Source organism: Streptomyces sp. NPDC048584, from assembly GCF_043199595.1.
GTDB lineage: Bacteria > Actinomycetota > Actinomycetes > Streptomycetales > Streptomycetaceae > Streptomyces > Streptomyces edwardsiae.
This window is the reverse complement of sequence record NZ_JBICWF010000002.1, coordinates 593,717-611,326: the sequence shown is the minus strand read 5'-3', so window position 1 is coordinate 611,326 and position 17,610 is coordinate 593,717. Positions and strand designations below refer to the sequence as shown.

Here is a 17,610-nt window from a genome sequence, read left to right as displayed (position 1 = left end):
GTGTGCCGCGCGCCCGGTCAGCGGGGCAGTGCCCGCAGCATCAGCCGGCGCGGCCGGAGCGTGATGCCGATCCGGGGCCGGGGGTCGGAGCCGCCCGCGTGCTCGAAGCGGTGGGCGGAGGCGATCACCGCGGTGAGGAGCGTGAGTTCGGCCATCGAGAAGTGGTCGCTGGGACACTTCCGGTTGCCCACGCTGAACGGGCTCATCGCGTACTTGGGCACGTCCCCCGAGCGTTCCGGAAGCCAGCGGTCGGGGTCGAACTCCTCGTGCCGCTCGTACGACCGGCCGTCGCGCTGGACCGCGTACGGACTGTAGATGAGGTCGGCCCCCTCGGGAATGCGGTATCCGCCGAGTTCCGTGTCCGTCACCGCACGGCGCGTCAATATCCATACGGCCGGATACAGCCGCAGGGTCTCCGTGACGACATTCGCGGTGTACGTCAGCTTGCGCACGTCGTCGAATGCGACCGGGCGGTCACCCACGACGGTTTTCACCTCGTCGCGGATCTTGTCGCCGAGTTCCGGATGCTCGGTGAGAACCAGGAGGAGCGACATGACCGTGGCCCCGACGGTTTCGCTGCCGGGGGTGAGTATGGCGATGACCTGGTCGTGGATCTCCTGTTCCCCGATGGGGGCGCCATTCTCGTCCTTCGCCTCCAGCAAAGCCGTCAGCAAATCGTCCGGTTTTTGACCGCTCGCGCGTCGGTCGGCGACGATCTCGTCGACCAGGACGTGCAAATCGGCCAGCGCCCGGTTGAATTCCCGGTTGGCCGGGATCGGCACCTTATAAAGGGGGCCGAGGGGCACCACCATGCGCTGGTACATGCCGCTGAACAGCGTGGCGAGGTCGGTGCAGATGCGGTCCGCGTGGGCGTCCATGTAGCCGCCGCGCATCAGACAGCGGGCGGCGATCCGGACGGCCACACGGAAGGACTCCACCGTCACGTCCAGGACCTTCCCCGAGCGCCAGCGCTCCACCAGCGCGTACGCCTCCTCCGCCATGATCGGCCCGTACGCGGGGATCGCGTCGAGCTTGAAGGCGGGCTGGATGGTGCGCCGCTGGCGCCGGTGCAGCGGGCCGTTCGCGGTGGCCACGCCCTCCTTTCCGAGGAGGCTCTCCAGGGACTCCCACAGCGGCCCTGCGATGATGTAGTCGGGGCTGAGTGCCACCGCCCCGGTGAGGGCGGGGGTGGTGACGGCGTACACCGTCTTGGGTCCGAGTTCGAGGCGTACGACGTCGCCGTGGTCGCGCAGTCGGCCCAGGAAGGCCAGCGGGTCGCGGACCAGTTTCCAGCCGTGGCCGAGGAGGGGGACCCCGCCGCCGGCCACCGGCGGCTCGCGCAGTGGGGTCTCCTCGGACGGGCCGGGCTTCACGGACTCGACGGTCATGACTCACCTGCCGCTTCGTTGTTGACGTACGGGGGCGTGGACCGGTCGTCCCAGCTGTCCACCCGGTACCGGCCGGACTCGTGGTGGAACCAGTAGACGGAGCTGAACCAGTTCCGCATATTGCCGACGCAGGCGCGTACGGCGGCACTCTTCTCCTTTCCTCCCACCGTGCCGTCGTCGAGGGTGTCGGCGAGACGCAACGCACACTGTTCGGCGTCCAGGAATTCGCTGATGCATTCCTCGACGCGACGCCTCACTTCGGCGATCGCCTCTTCGAGGGTCAGTTTCTCGTGGGTGATGAGACTGATGCCGAGATTGTGCACCTCACTGCCCGCCAATTCTTTCGGCAGTGAACACAGGTCGTTGTACCAGGCGGCGAATTCCTGACTGAACAGTGCCGCCTTCCGATAGGCGTGGTTCCGCCGGATCGCGTCCGGGAGTTCACTTCCCGCGCTCGGCTCCAGGAGATCGGTCCAGATCCAGTGCGCGAAGGTGAGCCGGCGTAGTTCCAGATATTCCTCTACGGTGGGGACGATCCCCTCCGCACGGTTGTGGAATTCACGGTCGTACGCCTCGATCACCTCGTGGAAATGCCGGGCGAACCGGGCGTTCCAGCTGCCCGGCAGGAAGGCGTAGAGCCGCTGCACGCTGTCCGCGAGGCCCGCCACCACCGGATCCTTGTGCCCTCTGTGGTCACCGGGGCTGTCGAGGGCCCTGTGCAGCCGCTCCCTGAGCCGTGACCAGGCGGCGGGCCGGTCGTGCACGATGTCGCGGTCGTGCCGGTCGTCCCAGACGAAGAACCAGGCGCTGTAGTCCGCGATCGCCTGCAGGACGTCCTCGGGGGCGCCTATGTAGTACCCCGCCATAAGGTCGGTGTAGCACAGGCCGTCGGCATATTCCTCCACCTTGTCCGGCGGCATCAGCCGCATTTCGAGCAGCCACGCCCTGGTCCTCTCCTGGAGCTTCGGCCAATACGGGTGGAGTTGCCGGGGAAACGCCGTCTCGATCACCGGAAGAGACAGCGCCGGTGGAACTGCGATGGTGGTCGGTGTCGATGTGGTGCCGTGTGACAAAGCATGCACGAACAATCCCCTCTCGCCGCCAGTCGGCGTGCTCCCACCCCCGTGCCGGGCGCACGCCGTGCGTATCCCACACCTCCATTCAGCACCACAACTGACCGCTAGGGGAACGGATTTGCTTCTTTCACTACCATTGGGGCCCACAGACGAACGGCGTCCGATCGAAGAAGTACTCGATCGAACGCCGTTCGTTGAGGAGACGCGGGGCTCCGGGAAGCCCGTCAGCCGTTGGCGACCACGGGGTACCGCGGCTCGTTCTCGGCCATCTGCCGCAGCGCGTCCTTGCGTTCACGCTTGGACAGCCGGTCGATGTAGAGGTAGCCGTACAGATGGTCGGTCTCGTGCTGCAAACACCGTGCGAAATAGCCCGTGCCGCGTACCCGGACGGGGTTGCCCCGCTCGTCCTGCCCGGTCACCTCGGCGTAGTCGGGGCGGGCCAGCGGCATGTAGGCGGTGGGCACGGACAGGCAGCCCTCGTTGCTGTCGTCCAGCCGGCGCTGCTCGGCGGGCAGTTCGACCAGCTTGGGGTTGCAGATCACACCGACGTGCCGGACGCCGTCGTCGTCGGGGCAGTCGTAGACGAAGACCTTCTTGCCCACGCCGATCTGGTTGGCGGCCAGGCCCACGCCCTCGGCGGTGCGCTGGCTCGTGAACATGTCGGCCACCAGCTGCTGGAACTCGTCGCCGAAGTCCGTGACGTCCTCGCACTCCTGGTGCAGCACGGGGTTGCCGACCACGGTGATCGGGCGCGAGGTGCCGCGCTCCCGCCACGCAGCCTCGCGCTCCTCGCAGTCCTCCGTGTCGATGACATACCCCTCGCCGTCGACGGGGAGCACCCCCGCGTGCTGCTGATCGGTGTCCTGCTGAGCCATGACCGACGTACGCCTTCCTGAGTAGGACCGGGGTTGTGATCTGACAAGGGTACGGGGAACCGTGCCCCGGAAGGGGCGCGGGACTCCACGGTCTCAGCACACCTCTTCGAGGTCCCGCCAGTCGCGGGACTCCGGGCTGTCCGCGACCCATCCGTCCAGCAGCCCCCGGACGAGGGAGGCGGGCGCGGCGACGCCGCATTCGCGTTCCGGTACCCACGACTGCCCGTCCGTACGATGCCCCAGCGGCCCCGGATGCCCGGGCTCACTGTGATCGTGCGGATCCAGATGCTCGCCCTCCCCCTCGTCCGACGGCATCCGGGACTCCGAGCACATCCGGCACAGCAGCCGTACGGACGACGACCAGTCCTCGGCCGCGAAGCCGGCGTCGGAGGCCAGCTGCTCCAGCGCGTCCCGGTCGGCCTCGGTCGCGGCCTCCAGGAGCACCACCCAGGTCGGCACCGGCGAGGGCGCCCACAACTCGATCTCGTCGAACACCGGGTAGGTGTGTCCGGCGGCGGTGCTCCGCTCGCCGTGCGGCACACCGTCGTGCAGGACGACCTCGCCCCAGCGGCGCCCGGAGGACGGCAGCGGAATGGACAGCACCTCGATCCGGGCGGGGTCGAGCCGCCGCCCCCACACCACCTCGGCCTCCCCCTCCGGGGAGAGCCGTACGGCCGCGCTGCCCAGGTCCATGCCGAGGGGCTCGCCGGAGTCGGTGGGCGGGCCGGGCACCTTGAGTCCGTAGGCCTGCCAGGCCCGCCGGGCCAGCGGCCAGTCCTGGAGGGCGGTGGCGGAGATGCCGACGTTCCACCAGTCGGGAGCCCCGGTGTCACGGTCGAGCAGGGCGACGGCGCGCAGTCCGGCCGCGCGCGCCTGCTCCCAGTCGTGCCGGAACTTGTGCAGCAGCGCCAGGTTGAACCAGGACTCCGACAGCCAGGGTTCCAGATCGGCGGCACGTGTCAGGAGCGCGCCCGCGTCCTCGTACCGGCCGTCGCCGATGAGCGTGAACGCGCGGTCCGTGGCCTGCCGCCAGGAGGCGGAGGGCCGGTGCCGTCCCTTGCCGAAGATCCTCACGATTCCCGCCTGCCGGTTCCGTCGGTGGGCTGGCTGTATCTGTCCGCGCCCCCGGACTCCCTCTCCTTCGCATCCAACCACGTACGGCCACAAGGGCGCTCATTACCCATGGGTTACCCAGCCCCGGCCGGGGTCAGACAGTCCCGTACGTGGTCCTCGCCACGCTCGGCCCTGGTGTTCACGCGTCCCCTCCGTGTTCCGTGACAACACCCGGGCCAGTGCCTCCACCACCTCCGGCGCGTACGCGCCGGAGGTGCCCAGGCGCAGTTCCTCCAGCGCGCTGAGCGGCCCGCCGGGCCCTCCTTCCCGCGACTTCTCCTCGTACGCGTTGACCACCCGGACGATCCGCGCGGCGAGCGGCTGCTCCCGGTGCGGGTCGGCCTGCCGTTCGACGATGGCGGCCACGCGCGGGTCCACGCCGGTCTGGCGTACGACGGCGCCGCCGAGGAGGGCGATCCGCCGCTGCTCCTCGGCGGGCAGGCCGGCGGTGGCGCCCGCGGGGACCGGGTCGACGAGGCTGAGCTGGCCGATGTCGTGCATCAGGGCGGCGTACTCCAGCACGGTCAGTTCGGGTTCGCTCAGCCCGAGGTCCCGGCCCACCGCCTGGCCGAGTGCGGCGACCCGGCGGGCGTGTCCGGCCGGGGTGCAGCCGGCGATCTCGGTGGCCCGCGCGAGGGAGGTGATGGTCTGCCGGTAGGTGGCGCGCACGGCGGCGTACCGCCGGTAGGACAGCTGGGCGAGCAGCAGCGGTACGGAGAAGACGGGCAGTGCCCACAGCCCTACGACCGCGACGCCGAGCGCCATCACCGCGCCCGTGGCGATGACGGCGGCCCCGATGCCGGGCAGGGCCCGCAGTTCGTCCCGCAGGGTCGGCAGGAAGGGCCATCCGGTGCGGGAGTGGGCGAGCGCGGCGGCGAGGACGGCGTCGCACAGGGCGGTGAGGGACAGCAGGGCGAGCAGCAGTACCGCGTGGGCGGGGCCGCCCCAGCCGTCGATGGTGCCCCGGTTGTACAGCGGCTGGAAGCACAGGGCGACGAACCCGACGCTCAGCACCCTGCGCGCCGACGGGTCGAGGGCGGGGCCGTCCCCGCGTCCGACGTACGGCACGCTGCCGAGCAGGGAGGCCGCGAGCACCACGGTGACGACCTGGGCCGCGCCGTGATGGGTGGGCCGCCCCGCGATCTCGCCGAGCAGCGCGTACGACAGTGAGCCGGCGGCGGCGAGCGGCGCGGCCTCCCGGATGCCGGTCCCGGTGCGCCGGCTGAGCTCGCCCACGGCGATGAGCACCCCGAAGGCGAGCGCGGCACCGCGCCCCTCGACTCCGTCGTACAGGGTCGCGCCGAGGGAGCCGACGGCGAGGACGGCGGCGCACACGTGCACGACGGTATGGAGCCGCGGCCTCATCGCCGGGCCCCGGGTGCGGCGGGCCCGGGCACGGAGGGCGTACCGCCGTCGGCCGGCCGCATGTCACCGTCGGCGCATCGGGTGCCGCCCGTGGTGGACCGTGTGCCTCCACCGGTCCACCCTGCGCCGTCGGCCGGGCCGGTGCCGCCCGCGGCGGTCGGGGGGTCGTCGGCGGTCACCGCCGGGTGCCAGCCGGAGTCGGTGACCGCCCGGACCAGTGCGGCCACCATCCGGGGGTCGAAGTGGGCGCCCGCGCAACGGCGCAGTTCGTCGAGTGCCACCTGCACGGGCCGGGCCCTGCTGTACGAGCGGTTGGAGGTCATCGCGTCGAAGGCGTCGGCGACGGCGACCACCCGTGCGGACTCCGGGATCTGACCGCCCGCCAGCCCGTAGGGGTAGCCGCTGCCGTCCAGCCGTTCGTGGTGGTGGAGTACCGCCGCGCGGGCCTCGCCGAGGAAGGAGATACCCCGCACCATCTCGTGCCCGTACTCGGGGTGCAGTTCGATCACCCGGCGCTCCTCGGGGGTCAGCGGGCCGTTCTTGGTGAGCAGCCGGGTGGGCACGCCGAGCTTGCCGACGTCGTGCAGGATGCCCGCGAAGCGGAGCAGTTCGACACGTTCGTCGTCCATGCCGAGCTCACGCGCGATCATCATGGACGCCCGTCCGACGCGTTCGCTGTGCCCGCGCGTGTAGCCGTCCTTGATGTCGACGGCCTGGACGAGGGCGCGGATCGTGGCCTGGTGGGCGGCCCGTTCCCGGTGGTACTGGGCGAACGCCCACCACGAGACGCCCATCGGCAGCAGCACGAGCAGCGCGGCGACGGGGCCGTAGGTGCTGCGCCACAGCAACGCCATCATGAGCCCGGCGAGGCCGTGCACGGTGAGGGGTGCCAGCGAGCCGAGAAACAGCCGCCACCAGGCGGCCGGCGCCGAAAGGCGCCTCCCGCGCGGGAGGGCGCCGGAGGTGAGGGCCAGGATGCCTCCCTCGAGCAGGGTGAGCACCAGGCAGAAGACCAGCACCGCCGCCCCGGCCGTGCCGAGCGCGCCCGGCACCGCGCAGTCCGCCACCGCGTCCCGGCCGCCGACGGCCAGATGGACGCGGCTCGCGGCCCATACGGCGAGCACCAGCCGTCCGGCCCGCCAGAGTCTGCGCGCCAGATACGGCCGTTGTTCCACGGGAAGCAGCAGCGCGCCGGGGAGCGCGATCAGCGCCGCGGCGGACGGTGGCAGCAGGAACGCCGCGGCGAGCAGGACGGGGTGGAAGATGCCGCCCGGGTGCGGGGCGGCGACCGTACGCGACCGGGCGAGGCGCTCGCAGCCGGCGTACAGCGCGGCGAGCAGGGCGACCGCCCACCACGAGATGTGGACACTGTCCGGCAGTGACACGGGGGCAGCGGGGATCAGGGGCAGCAGACAGAGCAGGGCCGCGACGGTGACGCAGACGACGTACGCGCGGGCCCGTGCCGGTAACGCCTCCATGGAGTCCCCTCCCCCGACCGTGCCCGCCGGCACTCGACCCCGCCACCATGCCTGGCTCCGGAGCCTAGGACGGCAAGGGGTGCCTCCACGGGCCGATAACCCGCGGATTAGCACGTTCGAGTGACATGGGGGCCGGGGGACGGCCCGGTGTCAGGACTCCTGGGGGGTCGCCGGGGAGGCGGCGACGTCCTGGTCGGGGACGGTCTGGCCGGAGCGAATCAGATCGATCCGCCCCATCACCTTGGAGCGGAGATCGCCCGGCACGTCGTCCTGCCCGCAGCAGCGTTTGACGAGCTTCTTCACGGCCTGCTCGAGCCCGTACTTCTCCAGGCAGGGCGAGCATTCCTCGAAGTGGTGCTCGAACTTCACACAGTCGGAATCCGGCATCTCACGGTCGAGGAACTCGTAGAGATGATCGAGGATTTCGCTGCAATCCGTCTCGTGCGGCTCTCCGCAGCTCATGACCCCGAGCCTTTCGCTTCGTTCGACTCTCCGGCGCCGGCCGGGACCAGTCCGCGCTCACGCGCGTAGTCCTCCAGCATGCCGCGCAGCTGACGGCGACCGCGGTGCAGCCGGGACATCACCGTACCGATGGGTGTCCCCATGATGTCCGCGATCTCCTTGTAGGCAAAGCCCTCTACATCGGCGAGATACACCGCGATGCGGAACTCCTCGGGAATCGCCTGCAGCGCTTCCTTGACGTCCGAGTCGGGCAGGTGGTCCAGCGCCTGCGACTCCGCGGAGCGCAGACCCGTGGACATGTGCGACTCGGCGCGCGCGAGCTGCCAGTCCTCGATCTCCTCGGCCGCGCTGCGCTGGGGTTCGCGCTGCTTCTTGCGGTACGAGTTGATGAAGGTGTTGGTGAGGATCCGGTACAGCCACGCCTTGAGGTTGGTGCCCTCACGGAACTGGTGGAAGGACGCGTACGCCTTGGCGTACGTCTCCTGGACCAGGTCCTCCGCGTCGGCCGGGTTGCGCGTCATGCGCAGGGCGGCCGAGTACATCTGGTCGAGGAACTCGAGCGCGTCCCGCTCGAAGCGCGCGCTGCGCTCCGTGGTCGACTCCGCGCCCGTGCTGCCCTGGCCCTCGGGCTGCTCCGCCTGGCCGTGTTCGGTCCCTGCGTCGGTACCGGGAACCTGACCCACCTCCTCCAGAGTTTTGATGAGACCGAGACCGGTCTCACCCGAATCGGAGGATAGACGACGATCCGGTCCGCCCGCCGCCCGAACAGGGACGGTCTTGGCCGCGTGCAGCACCGTCCAGTCCAAGGTGGCGCGGGCACTGCGACTCGGGCAGAAGGTCGAACCCATGCGGCGGACTTCCTCTCCTACGACGGTGATGCCGTTGACCGGCACATACGTCCGCCACAACAGCGGGAGCCGGTCCGGCATTCCCGGCGCCTCAGCCGAGTGGGCCGGCCCACCCCACGACCGCGTCCGTGACCAGCGCCACGGCCTCGTCCTGGGTGAGGCCGGCCCGTCTGGGGACGGCGAGGCCGTGGTCCGCGTGGGGCACCTCGACCAGTTCGTAGGGCCCCTCGGGGAATTCCCGCGGCCTGCCGAAGGGGTCGTTGCCGCCCTGGACGACGAGCGTGGGCACGCCGGCGCCGAGCAGTTCGCCCGCGCGGGACTTCTCCGGCCTGCCCGGCGGGTGCAGGGGGAAGCTGAGGGCGAGGACGGCACGGGCGCCGAGTTCCGTGGCGGTGCGGCAGGCGACGCGGGCACCGGCGCTGCGTCCTCCCGCGATCACCGGGAGGCCCGGCTTCGCCAGTGCCGGCCACACGCCCCGCCAGCCGACGTCGAGGGTCCTGGGCGCGGGGGCCACCTTCCTGCCGGCCACCCGCCAGGGCTGTTCGACCAGCGCGACGGTGACTCCGTGGGCGGGCAGCGTGGCGGCGAGCGCCCTCAGGTCCCGGGCGTCGATGCCGCCGCCCGCGCCGTGGCTCACCGCGAGGACGAGCCGGGCCCGGCCGGGTGCGCGGTGCCAGGTGACACGGGCGGGGCCCGCGTCCGTCTCGACGGTCTCGGTGGCGGCTGTCACGGCCGGGGTGTCGGGGGTCACGTCAGAAGAGTGTGCCCTCTTCGGGCCCTTCCAGCTCCTTCAGCAGCTCCGGTCCGTTGTTGCGGACGTTGCTGACGGCCGTGGCGACCGGGTAGGCGCGCATCAGGCCGGTGGGCGGCGGGGCGAGCAGTTCGCGCAGCTCGTCGACGTCGGTGCGGGCGGGGTCCAGCCAGGCGTCCCAGCGGTCCGGGGTGAGCATCAGCGGCATCCGCGGGTGGATCTCGGCGAGGGCGTGCGGGCCGTCCGCCGGGGACACGGCGAGGGGGCCGGTCTCGGCCTCGGTGGTGATGACGGAGCAGGTCACCCACCAGGCGCGGGGGTGGTCGTCCGGCAGCGTCTTGTCCCGCCAGAACTCGTACAGTCCCGCCATCGCGAACACCGAGCCGTCGGCGGGCGTGACGAAGTACGGCTGCTTGCGGGGCCGCTTCTTCTTCCCCTCGACCTCCAGGTCCCGCTCCTGCTGCCCGGTGACCCACTCGTAGTAGCCGTCGGCGGGCAGGATGCAGCGCCGGGAGGAGAAGGCACGGCGGTACGACGGCTTCTCGTGGACGGTCTCCGCGCGGGCGTTGATCATCCGGGCGGCGCCCTCGGGGGTCTTGGACCAGGAGGGGACCAGGCCCCACTTCAGCTTCCGCAGCTGCCGAACCGGACGCGGTTCCGTCACGTCTTTGAGGGCACGGTCGAGTACGGCGAAGACCTCCTTGGTCGGCGCCACGTTGTAGTCGGGCTCCAGGGTCTCCTCCGGCTCCCACTTCTCGATCTCAAAGATTCCCGCGAGATCCTCGGGCCTTCGACTCGCCGCATACCGTCCGCACATACGTGCAACACTGCCAGACTCCGTACGCGCAGAGGGAGCACCCGCACACAGATGGAAAGCATGGCCAGTACCGCGTCCGCCTCACTCGCCTCCCTCTGGGACGAGGTCTCCGGCACCCAGCCCGACCCGGACATGTGGGTGGTCGTCGCCACCCTGGTCGCCGCGGCCGCCGTCGTCGTACCGCAGGGGCCCTGGCGGCTGTCCCGGAACGCGATCACGATCGCCCACGAGGGCGGGCACGGACTGGTGGCGCTGCTCACCGGGCGCACGCTGACGGGGATACGTCTGCACTCCGACACCAGCGGCCTGACCGTCAGCCGCGGCAAACCGCACGGCATCGGCATGATCCTCACGGCCGCGTCCGGCTACACCGCTCCCCCGCTGCTGGGTCTGGGCGGCGCCGCGCTGCTCGGCGCCGGGCGCATCACCCTGCTGCTGTGGCTGGCGACGGGGCTGCTGGTGGCGATGCTGGTGATGATCCGCAACGCGTACGGGGCGATGTCGGTGCTGGTCACGGGCGCCACGTTCGTCCTGGTGTCCTGGCTGACCGGCCCCCAGGTGCAGGCGGCGTTCGCGTACGCCGTGGTGTGGTTCCTGCTGCTCGGCGGCGTACGCCCGGCCTTCGAACTCCAGGCCAAACGCTCCAGCGGCGGCGCCGGCGACTCGGACGCGGACCAGCTCTCCCGCCTGACCCACGTCCCACCGGGCCTGTGGCTGTTCCTGTTCCACGCGGTGTCGCTGTGCTCGCTGCTGGGTGGCGGCAGGTGGCTCCTGGGCCTGTAGCGGTCCACGACGCCCTTGTCTGTTCGTCGCACGTCGTGTCCCCGTGCTCGGCTCACGGGGCCGCAGGGGGTACACGGACTCTGTCAACGAGGGCAGCCCTCCAGGGTCGCTGGGCTGTGTCGCTGTGCGGCTCCGCCGCGCGGGCGCGACCAGCCACGACGAACCCGCGGCCGACAAGCGGGGCCCGCACACCCCCCTCCTTATAGAGTGGGCCCCATGGCCCGAAACCCCGCAGACACCGCCCTCTGGCCCGCCCCGCACGCGAGCGGAGCCGTCGATGCGACGGTCCACGTGCCCGGGTCGAAGTCCGTCACCAACCGCGCTCTCGTCCTCGCCGCGCTCGCCTCCGAGCCGGGCTGGCTGCGCCGCCCGCTGCGCTCGCGCGACACGCTGCTGATGGCCGGCGCACTGCGTGCGATGGGTGTGGAGATCGAGGAGGGCGTGGGCCCCGACGGCACCGGCGAGGCCTGGCGGGTGCTCCCCACGGGCCTGCGTGGCCAGGCCACCGTCGACGTCGGCAACGCCGGCACGGTGATGCGGTTCCTGCCCCCGGTCGCCACGCTGGCCGACGGCCCCGTCCGCTTCGACGGTGACCCGCGGTCGTACGAGCGTCCCCTGAACGGCGTCATCGACGCGCTGCGGGACCTGGGTGCCCGGATCGACGACGAGGACCGCGGCGCGCTGCCGATGACGGTGCACGGCGGCGGCGCCCTGGACGGCGGCACCGTGGAGGTCGACGCGTCGTCGTCCTCCCAGTTCGTCAGCGCCCTGCTGCTGTCCGCGCCGCGCTTCAACCAGGGCGTCGAGGTACGGCACACGGGCACGACGCTGCCGTCGCTGCCGCACATCCGGATGACCGTCGACATGCTCCGCGCGGTGGGCGCCCAGGTGGACACACCCGAGTCGGGCGGCGAGCCGAACGTCTGGCGGGTCACGCCGGGCGCCCTGCTGGGCCGGGACCTGACCATCGAGCCGGATCTGTCGAACGCCCAGCCGTTCCTGGCCGCGGCGCTGGTGACCGGCGGCAAGGTCGTGATCCCGGACTGGCCGGCCCGTACGACCCAGCCCGGTGACCGGTTGCGGGAGATCTTCACCGAGATGGGCGGCTCCTGCGAGCTGACCGAGTTCGGTCTGGTGTTCACCGGCTCCGGCTCGGTCCACGGCGTCGACGTGGACCTCGGCGAGGTCGGCGAGCTGACGCCCGGCATCGCGGCCGTGGCGGCGCTCGCGGACTCCCCGTCCACCCTGCGCGGCGTGGCCCATCTGCGGCTGCACGAGACGGACCGGCTGGCCGCGCTGACCAAGGAGATCAACGAGCTCGGCGGCGACGTCACCGAGACCGCCGACGGTCTGCACATCCGCCCGCGCCGGCTGCACGGCGGGGTGTTCCACACCTACGAGGACCACCGGATGGCCACCGCGGGCGCGCTCCTCGGCCTCGCGGTCGAGGGCGTGCAGATCGAGAACGTGGCGACGACGGCGAAGACCCTGCCGGACTTCCCCGACCTGTGGACCGGGATGCTCGGGGCATAGGGGTTCACCATGCGCCGCTACGGCAAGCACACCGACGAGGACGACATCCGCTCCCGCCCCAACCGCAAGGGCAACCGGCCGCGCACCCACATCCGGCCCAAGCACGAGGACGCCGCCGAGGGCCTGGTCCTCACCGTCGACCGGGGCCGGCTGACCTGCCTCGTCGACGACCGGACCGTGATGGCGATGAAGGCCCGTGAGCTGGGCCGCAAGGCGGCGGTGGTCGGTGACCGGGTGGCGATCGTGGGCGACCTGTCCGGGAAGAAGGACACGCTCGCGCGGATCGTGCGGATCGGGGAGCGCGCGTCGGTCCTGCGCCGTACCGCGGACGACGACGACCCCTACGAGCGGATCGTCGTCGCCAACGCCGACCAGCTCGCCGTCGTCACCGCCCTCGCCGATCCCGAACCCCGTCCGCGGCTGATCGACCGCTGTCTGGTCGCGGCGTACGACGGCGGCCTCGAACCGCTGCTGGTGCTGACCAAGTCGGACCTCGCGCCACCGGACAAGATGCTGGAGCTGTACGGCGACCTCGACATCCCGTACGTCGTGACCAGCCGTGCCGAGCTGGAGAGCGGCGAGGCGGCGGACCGGGTGCGGGAGCAGCTGGACGGCCGGATCACGGCGTTCGTGGGGCACTCCGGGGTCGGCAAGACGACACTGGTCAACGCGCTGGTGCCGGAGGAACGACGCCGTACGACCGGCCATGTCAACGCGGTGACGGGCCGGGGCCGGCACACCACGACGTCGGCGCTGGCGCTGCCCCTCGCGGGGGCGGAGGGCTGGGTGATCGACACCCCGGGGGTGCGGTCGTTCGGGCTCGCCCATGTCGATCCGTCCCGGGTGATCCACGCCTTTCCCGATCTGGAGCCGGGCACGGAAGGCTGTCCGCGCGCGTGCAGTCACGACGAGCCGGACTGCGCGCTGGACGCGTGGGTGGCCGAAGGCCACGCGGACCAGGCGCGGCTGTACTCGCTGCGGCGACTGCTGGCGACGCGGGAGCGCACGGAGGGCGACTGACCTTCGGGTTGTTTGTCATGGCCCGCGGACGGTAAGTGCATAATCGCACCGAGCCGGACCCGAACGTGGCGAAGCGGTCACCGAACTGGGCGATGCGGGAGGACGACACATGGCGTGGCTGCTGGTCGTGGTGGCCGGGGTTCTCGAGACCGGTTTCGCCGTGTGTCTGAAGCTGTCGCACGGCTTCACCCGGCTGTGGCCGACCGTTGCGTTCTGCGCGTTCGCGCTGGGCAGCTTCGGGCTGCTGACCATGTCGCTGAAGAAGCTCGACGTGGGGCCCGCGTACGCGGTGTGGACCGGTATCGGCGCGGCGGGGACGGCGATCTACGGGATGGTGTTCCTCGGGGACCTGGTGTCGACGCTGAAGATCGTGTCGATCACGTTCGTGATCGTCGGCGTGGTCGGACTGCAACTGTCGGGGTCCGCGCACTGAGGGAGTGCTACGGGACGGCGGTGTGCCGGTGCAGGGCGCCGCGCACCAGGTCGGTGACGCCGTCGCCGGGCGGGGGCGCGGCGACGCAGGACAGGGCGAGGCGGACCACGAGTTCACAGGACCGGGCCAGTTCGGCGGTCGCCTGCCCGGGGATGCCGGTGCCTGCCAGGACGGTGACGGCACGGTCCCGGACGAGGGCGACGAAGTCGGCGGGTGAGGGCAGCGGGCCGTCGGCGCGGCGCTGTGCCGGCACGGCGGAGCCCGACACCACGGCCGCGAGACCGGGGGCGGGCAGGTGCTCGCTCCAGAAGCCGGTGAGCAGGGCGCGCACCAGGGCGTTGCCGCGGGCGCTGGCGGTGATCCACTCGGCGGCCGCGGTCAGCCGCTCACGCGGGTCGGAGTGACTCGTGAGGGCGCGGTCGACGCCGGCGAGATAGCCGTCGGCCTCCCGGCGTACGAGGGCCCGGGCGAGCCCGTCCTTGCTGCCGAACTCGTTGTACAGCGTCTGGCGGGAGACACCGGCCGCGGCGGCCACGTCCACCATCCGCACCGCGGCCCACGGGCGGCGTGCCAGTGCCGTGCAGGCGGCGTCCAGCAGAGATTCCCTCGCTGCAGGCATCTTCGCCTCCCTCGGGGCGAGCGGCCGACCCTGCGGTTAGATTTGACGCGCCGCCGGGCACTGTCAAGGGTTCTCGGGCCCCGCCCCCGCTGGCCCCGCACCGACCTCGGCAGATACCGTTCGTCACATGCCCGACTACCTCGACGACCTGCGTCTCGCCCATGTCCTCGCGGACGCCGCCGACGCCGCGACGATGGAACGGTTCAAGGCTCTCGACCTCAAGGTGGAGACCAAACCGGACATGACGCCGGTGAGTGAGGCGGACAAGGCCGCCGAGGAGCTGATCCGCAATCATCTCAAGCGTGCCCGCCCGAGGGACGCGGTCCTGGGCGAGGAGTACGGCGTCGAGGGCACGGGGCCGCGGCGCTGGGTGATCGACCCGATCGACGGCACCAAGAACTATGTGCGGGGCGTCCCCGTGTGGGCGACGCTGATCTCCCTCATGGAGGCCGGTGAGGGCGGCTTCCAGCCGGTCGTCGGCGTGGTCTCGGCGCCCGCCCTCAGCCGCCGCTGGTGGGCCGCGCGGGGACACGGCGCCTTCGCCGGCCGCAGTCTGTCCTCGGCCTCCCGGCTGCACGTCTCGCGCGTCTCCAAGCTGTCCGACGCCTCCTTCACGTACTCCTCGCTCAGCGGCTGGGAGGAGCAGGGGCGTCTCGACGGCTTCCTCGACCTCACGCGCGAGGTGTGGCGCACCCGCGCGTACGGCGACTTCTGGCCGTACATGATGGTCGCCGAGGGGTCGGCCGACATGTGCGCCGAGCCCGAACTGTCGCTGTGGGACATGGCGGCCACCGCGATCGTCGTCACGGAGGCCGGGGGCGCCTTCACCGGGCTCGACGGCCGTCCCGGACCGCACAGCGGCAACGCGGCGGCGTCGAACGGGCTGCTGCACGACGAGCTGCTGGGGTACCTGAACCAGCGTTACTGAGCGGCACGGGGTGAGCGTGCGCGCCCCCGATCGGCCGCACGCGCCCCCTTGTTGACCCCCGCTTTGCCTGCCACTCTGGGAGTCCCCCCACTTGTGAATTTGTGAAACCGTGAACGAGCGGGCTTCCGCGCCCGTGACCACGCGGTTTCCGGTAGGAGGTGGCTCCATCCATGCTCGTCCGTGACGCCATGAGCACCGTGGTCCTCACCATCGGCCCCGCCCACTCTCTCCGCCAGGCCGCCGCCCTCATGTCCACCCGCCGGGTGGGCGCGGCCGTGGTCCTCGATCCCGACGGGACCGGCATCGGCATCCTCACCGAACGGGACGTCCTCAACTCCCTGGGGCTCGGCCAGGACCCCGACGCCGAGCGCGCCCACGCCCACACCACCACCGACGTCGTGTTCGCCGCCCCGTCCTGGACCCTGGAGGAGGCCGCCGCGGCCATGACCCACGGCGGTTTCCGCCATCTGATCGTCCTGGACCGGGGCGAGCCCGCGGGCATCGTCTCGGTCCGCGACATCATCCGCTGCTGGGCGCCCCAGCGGGCCCAGCAGGTACCGGCCTGACGCGAAACGGGCCGGACCCCCCAGGGGGTCCGGCCCGTTCACCGGCAAGCGGTCCAGCGCTGGGGTCAGCCTCGCAGAGCCTGGACGGCGGCCTCCAGCCGCTTGCCGAAGTCCTCGTCCGCCTGACGGAAGTTGTTGATCGCGCGGGCGGCGATCTCCTCACGCGTGACCCCGGAGATGGCGCCCGCCAGGTTGTTCACCAGGCGCTCCTTCTCCTCCTCCGTCATCAGCCGGTAGAGGTTGCCGGCCTGCACGAAGTCGTTGTCCTCGGCGTGCACGGGAGTGACCGTCTCGCCGGTGACCCCGGTGACCGCGACGGGCTGCCACGGCGAACGGTCCGTCTGGAACGGGCCGCCGAAGCTGTTCGGTTCGTAGTTCTTCGCGCCCTTGTGGCGGCCGTCGTACAGGTAGCCGTCACGGGAGTGGGTGCGCGCCTCGGTGGCGTGCGGGCGGTTCACCGGCAGGTGGTCGGCGTTGATGCCGACGCGGTAGCGGTGGGCGTCGCCGTACGCGAAGAGGCGGCCCTGGAGCATCTTGTCCGGGGAGGGACCGATGCCCGGCACGAAGTGGGCGGGGCTGAAGATGGACTGCTCGACCTCGGCGAAGATGTTCTCCGGGTTGCGGTTGAGCTCCAGCTTGCCGAACTCGATCAGCGGGTAGTCCGCGTGCGGCCAGACCTTGGTCAGGTCGAACGGGTTGAACCGGTACGTCGCCGCCTCGGCCGCCGGCATCACCTGGACGGAGACGGTCCAGGACGGGAAGTCGCCGCGCTCGATGGCCTCGCGCAGGTCCCGCTGGTGGGAGTCGGGGTCCTTGCCCGCGAGGACCTCGGCCTCCTCGGCGGTCAGGGTCTTGATGCCCTGGTCCGTCTTGAAGTGGTACTTGACCCAGAAGGCCTCGCCCGCCTCGTTGTTCCACTGGTAGGTGTGCGAGCCGAAACCGTCCATGTGGCGGTACGACGCCGGAATGCCGCGGTCGCCGAACAGCCAGGTCACCTGGTGCGTGGACTCGGGCGACAGACCCCAGAAGTCGAAGACGTTGTCCGCCTCCTGCGAGCCGGTGTACGGGTCGCGCTTCTGGGTGTGGATGAAGTCGGGGAACTTGATGGCGTCCCGGATGAAGAACACCGGGGTGTTGTTGCCGACGAGGTCGTAGTTGCCCTCCTCGGTGTAGAACTTCAGCGCGAAACCGCGCGGGTCGCGCACGGCGTCCGGGGCTCCCAGGTTGCCGGCCACCGTCGAGAAGCGCAGGAAGGTCTCCGTCTGCTTGCCGACCTCGGAGAGGAACTTGGCCCGTGTGTACTTCGTGACATCGGCGGTCACCGTGAAGGTTCCGTAGGCGCCGGCGCCGCGGGCGTGCACCACGCGCTCCGGGATGCGCTCACGGTTGAAATGGGCCAGCTTCTCCAGGAGGAGCTGGTCCTGGACGAGGACCGGGCCACCGACGCCCGCGGTCTCGCTGTTCTGGTTGTCGGCAACCGGAGCCCCGGCCTCCGTCGTAAGCGGTCCCTGCGTCACGTACGCCTCCTGCGTCATTTCCGACCAACCCTGTTCCT

18 protein-coding genes are annotated in these 17,610 nt (G+C 71.2%); 6 read left to right on the top strand and 12 right to left on the bottom strand.

The genetic code is table 11. The features are described from left to right. Positions 1 to 17: 17 nt before the first annotated feature. From ACGFR9_RS07050 to ACGFR9_RS07005, 10 genes are all read right to left on the bottom strand, one after another. The gene (locus ACGFR9_RS07050) at positions 18 to 1,388 is read right to left on the bottom strand and encodes a cytochrome P450 (RefSeq protein ID WP_393203693.1); all 1,371 of its coding nucleotides are present in this window, start codon (positions 1,386 to 1,388) and stop codon (positions 18 to 20) included. After that, a complete protein-coding gene (gene cyc1, locus ACGFR9_RS07045) occupies positions 1,385 to 2,470 on the bottom strand; it encodes an epi-isozizaene synthase (RefSeq protein ID WP_393203691.1) in 1,086 nt (361 codons plus the stop codon). Before cyc1 ends, ACGFR9_RS07050 begins: the two co-directional genes overlap by 4 nt. 218 nt (positions 2,471 to 2,688) lie before the next feature. Next, complete coding sequence (gene def / locus ACGFR9_RS07040) at positions 2,689 to 3,339, bottom strand: peptide deformylase (protein ID WP_393203689.1); 651 nt, start codon at positions 3,337 to 3,339, stop codon at positions 2,689 to 2,691. Between the two features lie 93 nt (positions 3,340 to 3,432). Next, positions 3,433 to 4,413, bottom strand: coding sequence for a tetratricopeptide repeat protein (locus ACGFR9_RS07035; protein ID WP_393203687.1), 981 nt, complete (start codon positions 4,411 to 4,413; stop codon positions 3,433 to 3,435). 102 nt (positions 4,414 to 4,515) lie between these two features. Then, positions 4,516 to 5,817 (bottom strand): HD-GYP domain-containing protein, encoded by a 1,302-nt coding sequence (locus ACGFR9_RS07030; RefSeq protein ID WP_393203685.1) that lies wholly within the window; start codon positions 5,815 to 5,817, stop codon positions 4,516 to 4,518. Further along, positions 5,814 to 7,295: an HD-GYP domain-containing protein gene (locus tag ACGFR9_RS07025; RefSeq protein ID WP_393203683.1), complete on the bottom strand. Its 1,482-nt coding sequence runs from the start codon at positions 7,293 to 7,295 to the stop codon at positions 5,814 to 5,816. The genes ACGFR9_RS07030 and ACGFR9_RS07025 overlap by 4 nt, the downstream gene beginning before the upstream one ends. A 150-nt stretch (positions 7,296 to 7,445) precedes the next feature. Beyond that, positions 7,446 to 7,757, bottom strand: a complete 312-nt coding sequence (gene rsrA, locus ACGFR9_RS07020; protein ID WP_030219942.1) for a mycothiol system anti-sigma-R factor — start codon at positions 7,755 to 7,757, stop codon at positions 7,446 to 7,448. Further along, on the bottom strand, positions 7,754 to 8,440 hold the full coding sequence (sigR, locus tag ACGFR9_RS07015) for an RNA polymerase sigma factor SigR (RefSeq protein ID WP_311642013.1): 687 nt from the start codon (positions 8,438 to 8,440) through the stop codon (positions 7,754 to 7,756). The genes rsrA and sigR overlap by 4 nt, the downstream gene beginning before the upstream one ends. 256 nt (positions 8,441 to 8,696) lie before the next feature. Then, entirely contained in the window at positions 8,697 to 9,356 is a 660-nt protein-coding gene (locus tag ACGFR9_RS07010) for an alpha/beta family hydrolase (protein ID WP_393203681.1), read from the bottom strand. A 1-nt stretch (position 9,357) separates the two neighbouring features. Further along, the gene (locus ACGFR9_RS07005; RefSeq protein WP_393203679.1) at positions 9,358 to 10,173 is read right to left on the bottom strand and encodes an SOS response-associated peptidase; all 816 of its coding nucleotides are present in this window, start codon (positions 10,171 to 10,173) and stop codon (positions 9,358 to 9,360) included. A 60-nt stretch (positions 10,174 to 10,233) separates the two neighbouring features. On the opposite strand from ACGFR9_RS07005, the gene ACGFR9_RS07000 reads away from it, so the two are divergent. From ACGFR9_RS07000 to ACGFR9_RS06985, 4 genes are all read left to right on the top strand, one after another. Then, positions 10,234 to 10,956 carry a M50 family metallopeptidase gene (locus ACGFR9_RS07000; protein ID WP_393203677.1) on the top strand — a complete coding sequence of 241 codons (723 nt, stop codon included), beginning with the start codon at positions 10,234 to 10,236 and terminating at the stop codon, positions 10,954 to 10,956. Between the two features lie 216 nt (positions 10,957 to 11,172). Continuing rightward, entirely contained in the window at positions 11,173 to 12,489 is a 1,317-nt protein-coding gene (gene aroA / locus ACGFR9_RS06995; RefSeq protein ID WP_393203675.1) for a 3-phosphoshikimate 1-carboxyvinyltransferase, read from the top strand. Positions 12,490 to 12,498: 9 nt separating this feature from the next. Further along, positions 12,499 to 13,509, top strand: coding sequence for a ribosome small subunit-dependent GTPase A (gene rsgA, locus ACGFR9_RS06990; protein ID WP_393203673.1), 1,011 nt, complete (start codon positions 12,499 to 12,501; stop codon positions 13,507 to 13,509). Between the two features lie 109 nt (positions 13,510 to 13,618). Next, a complete protein-coding gene (locus ACGFR9_RS06985) occupies positions 13,619 to 13,942 on the top strand; it encodes a DMT family transporter (protein ID WP_393203671.1) in 324 nt (107 codons plus the stop codon). A 7-nt stretch (positions 13,943 to 13,949) separates the two neighbouring features. Here ACGFR9_RS06985 and ACGFR9_RS06980 read toward each other — a convergent pair whose 3' ends face one another. Then, positions 13,950 to 14,561, bottom strand: coding sequence for a TetR/AcrR family transcriptional regulator (locus tag ACGFR9_RS06980; RefSeq protein WP_393203669.1), 612 nt, complete (start codon positions 14,559 to 14,561; stop codon positions 13,950 to 13,952). A gap of 127 nt (positions 14,562 to 14,688) precedes the next feature. Here ACGFR9_RS06980 and hisN point away from each other — a divergent pair, with 127 nt between their 5' ends. After that, positions 14,689 to 15,489 (top strand): histidinol-phosphatase, encoded by an 801-nt coding sequence (hisN, locus tag ACGFR9_RS06975; RefSeq protein ID WP_393203667.1) that lies wholly within the window; start codon positions 14,689 to 14,691, stop codon positions 15,487 to 15,489. Positions 15,490 to 15,659: 170 nt separating this feature from the next. Continuing rightward, a complete protein-coding gene (locus tag ACGFR9_RS06970) occupies positions 15,660 to 16,055 on the top strand; it encodes a cyclic nucleotide-binding/CBS domain-containing protein (protein ID WP_393203665.1) in 396 nt (131 codons plus the stop codon). A gap of 65 nt (positions 16,056 to 16,120) precedes the next feature. Here the strand turns inward: ACGFR9_RS06970 and ACGFR9_RS06965 are convergent, their stop codons facing one another. After that, complete coding sequence (locus ACGFR9_RS06965) at positions 16,121 to 17,572, bottom strand: catalase (protein WP_393203663.1); 1,452 nt, start codon at positions 17,570 to 17,572, stop codon at positions 16,121 to 16,123. Between the last annotated feature and the right edge of the window lie 38 nt (positions 17,573 to 17,610).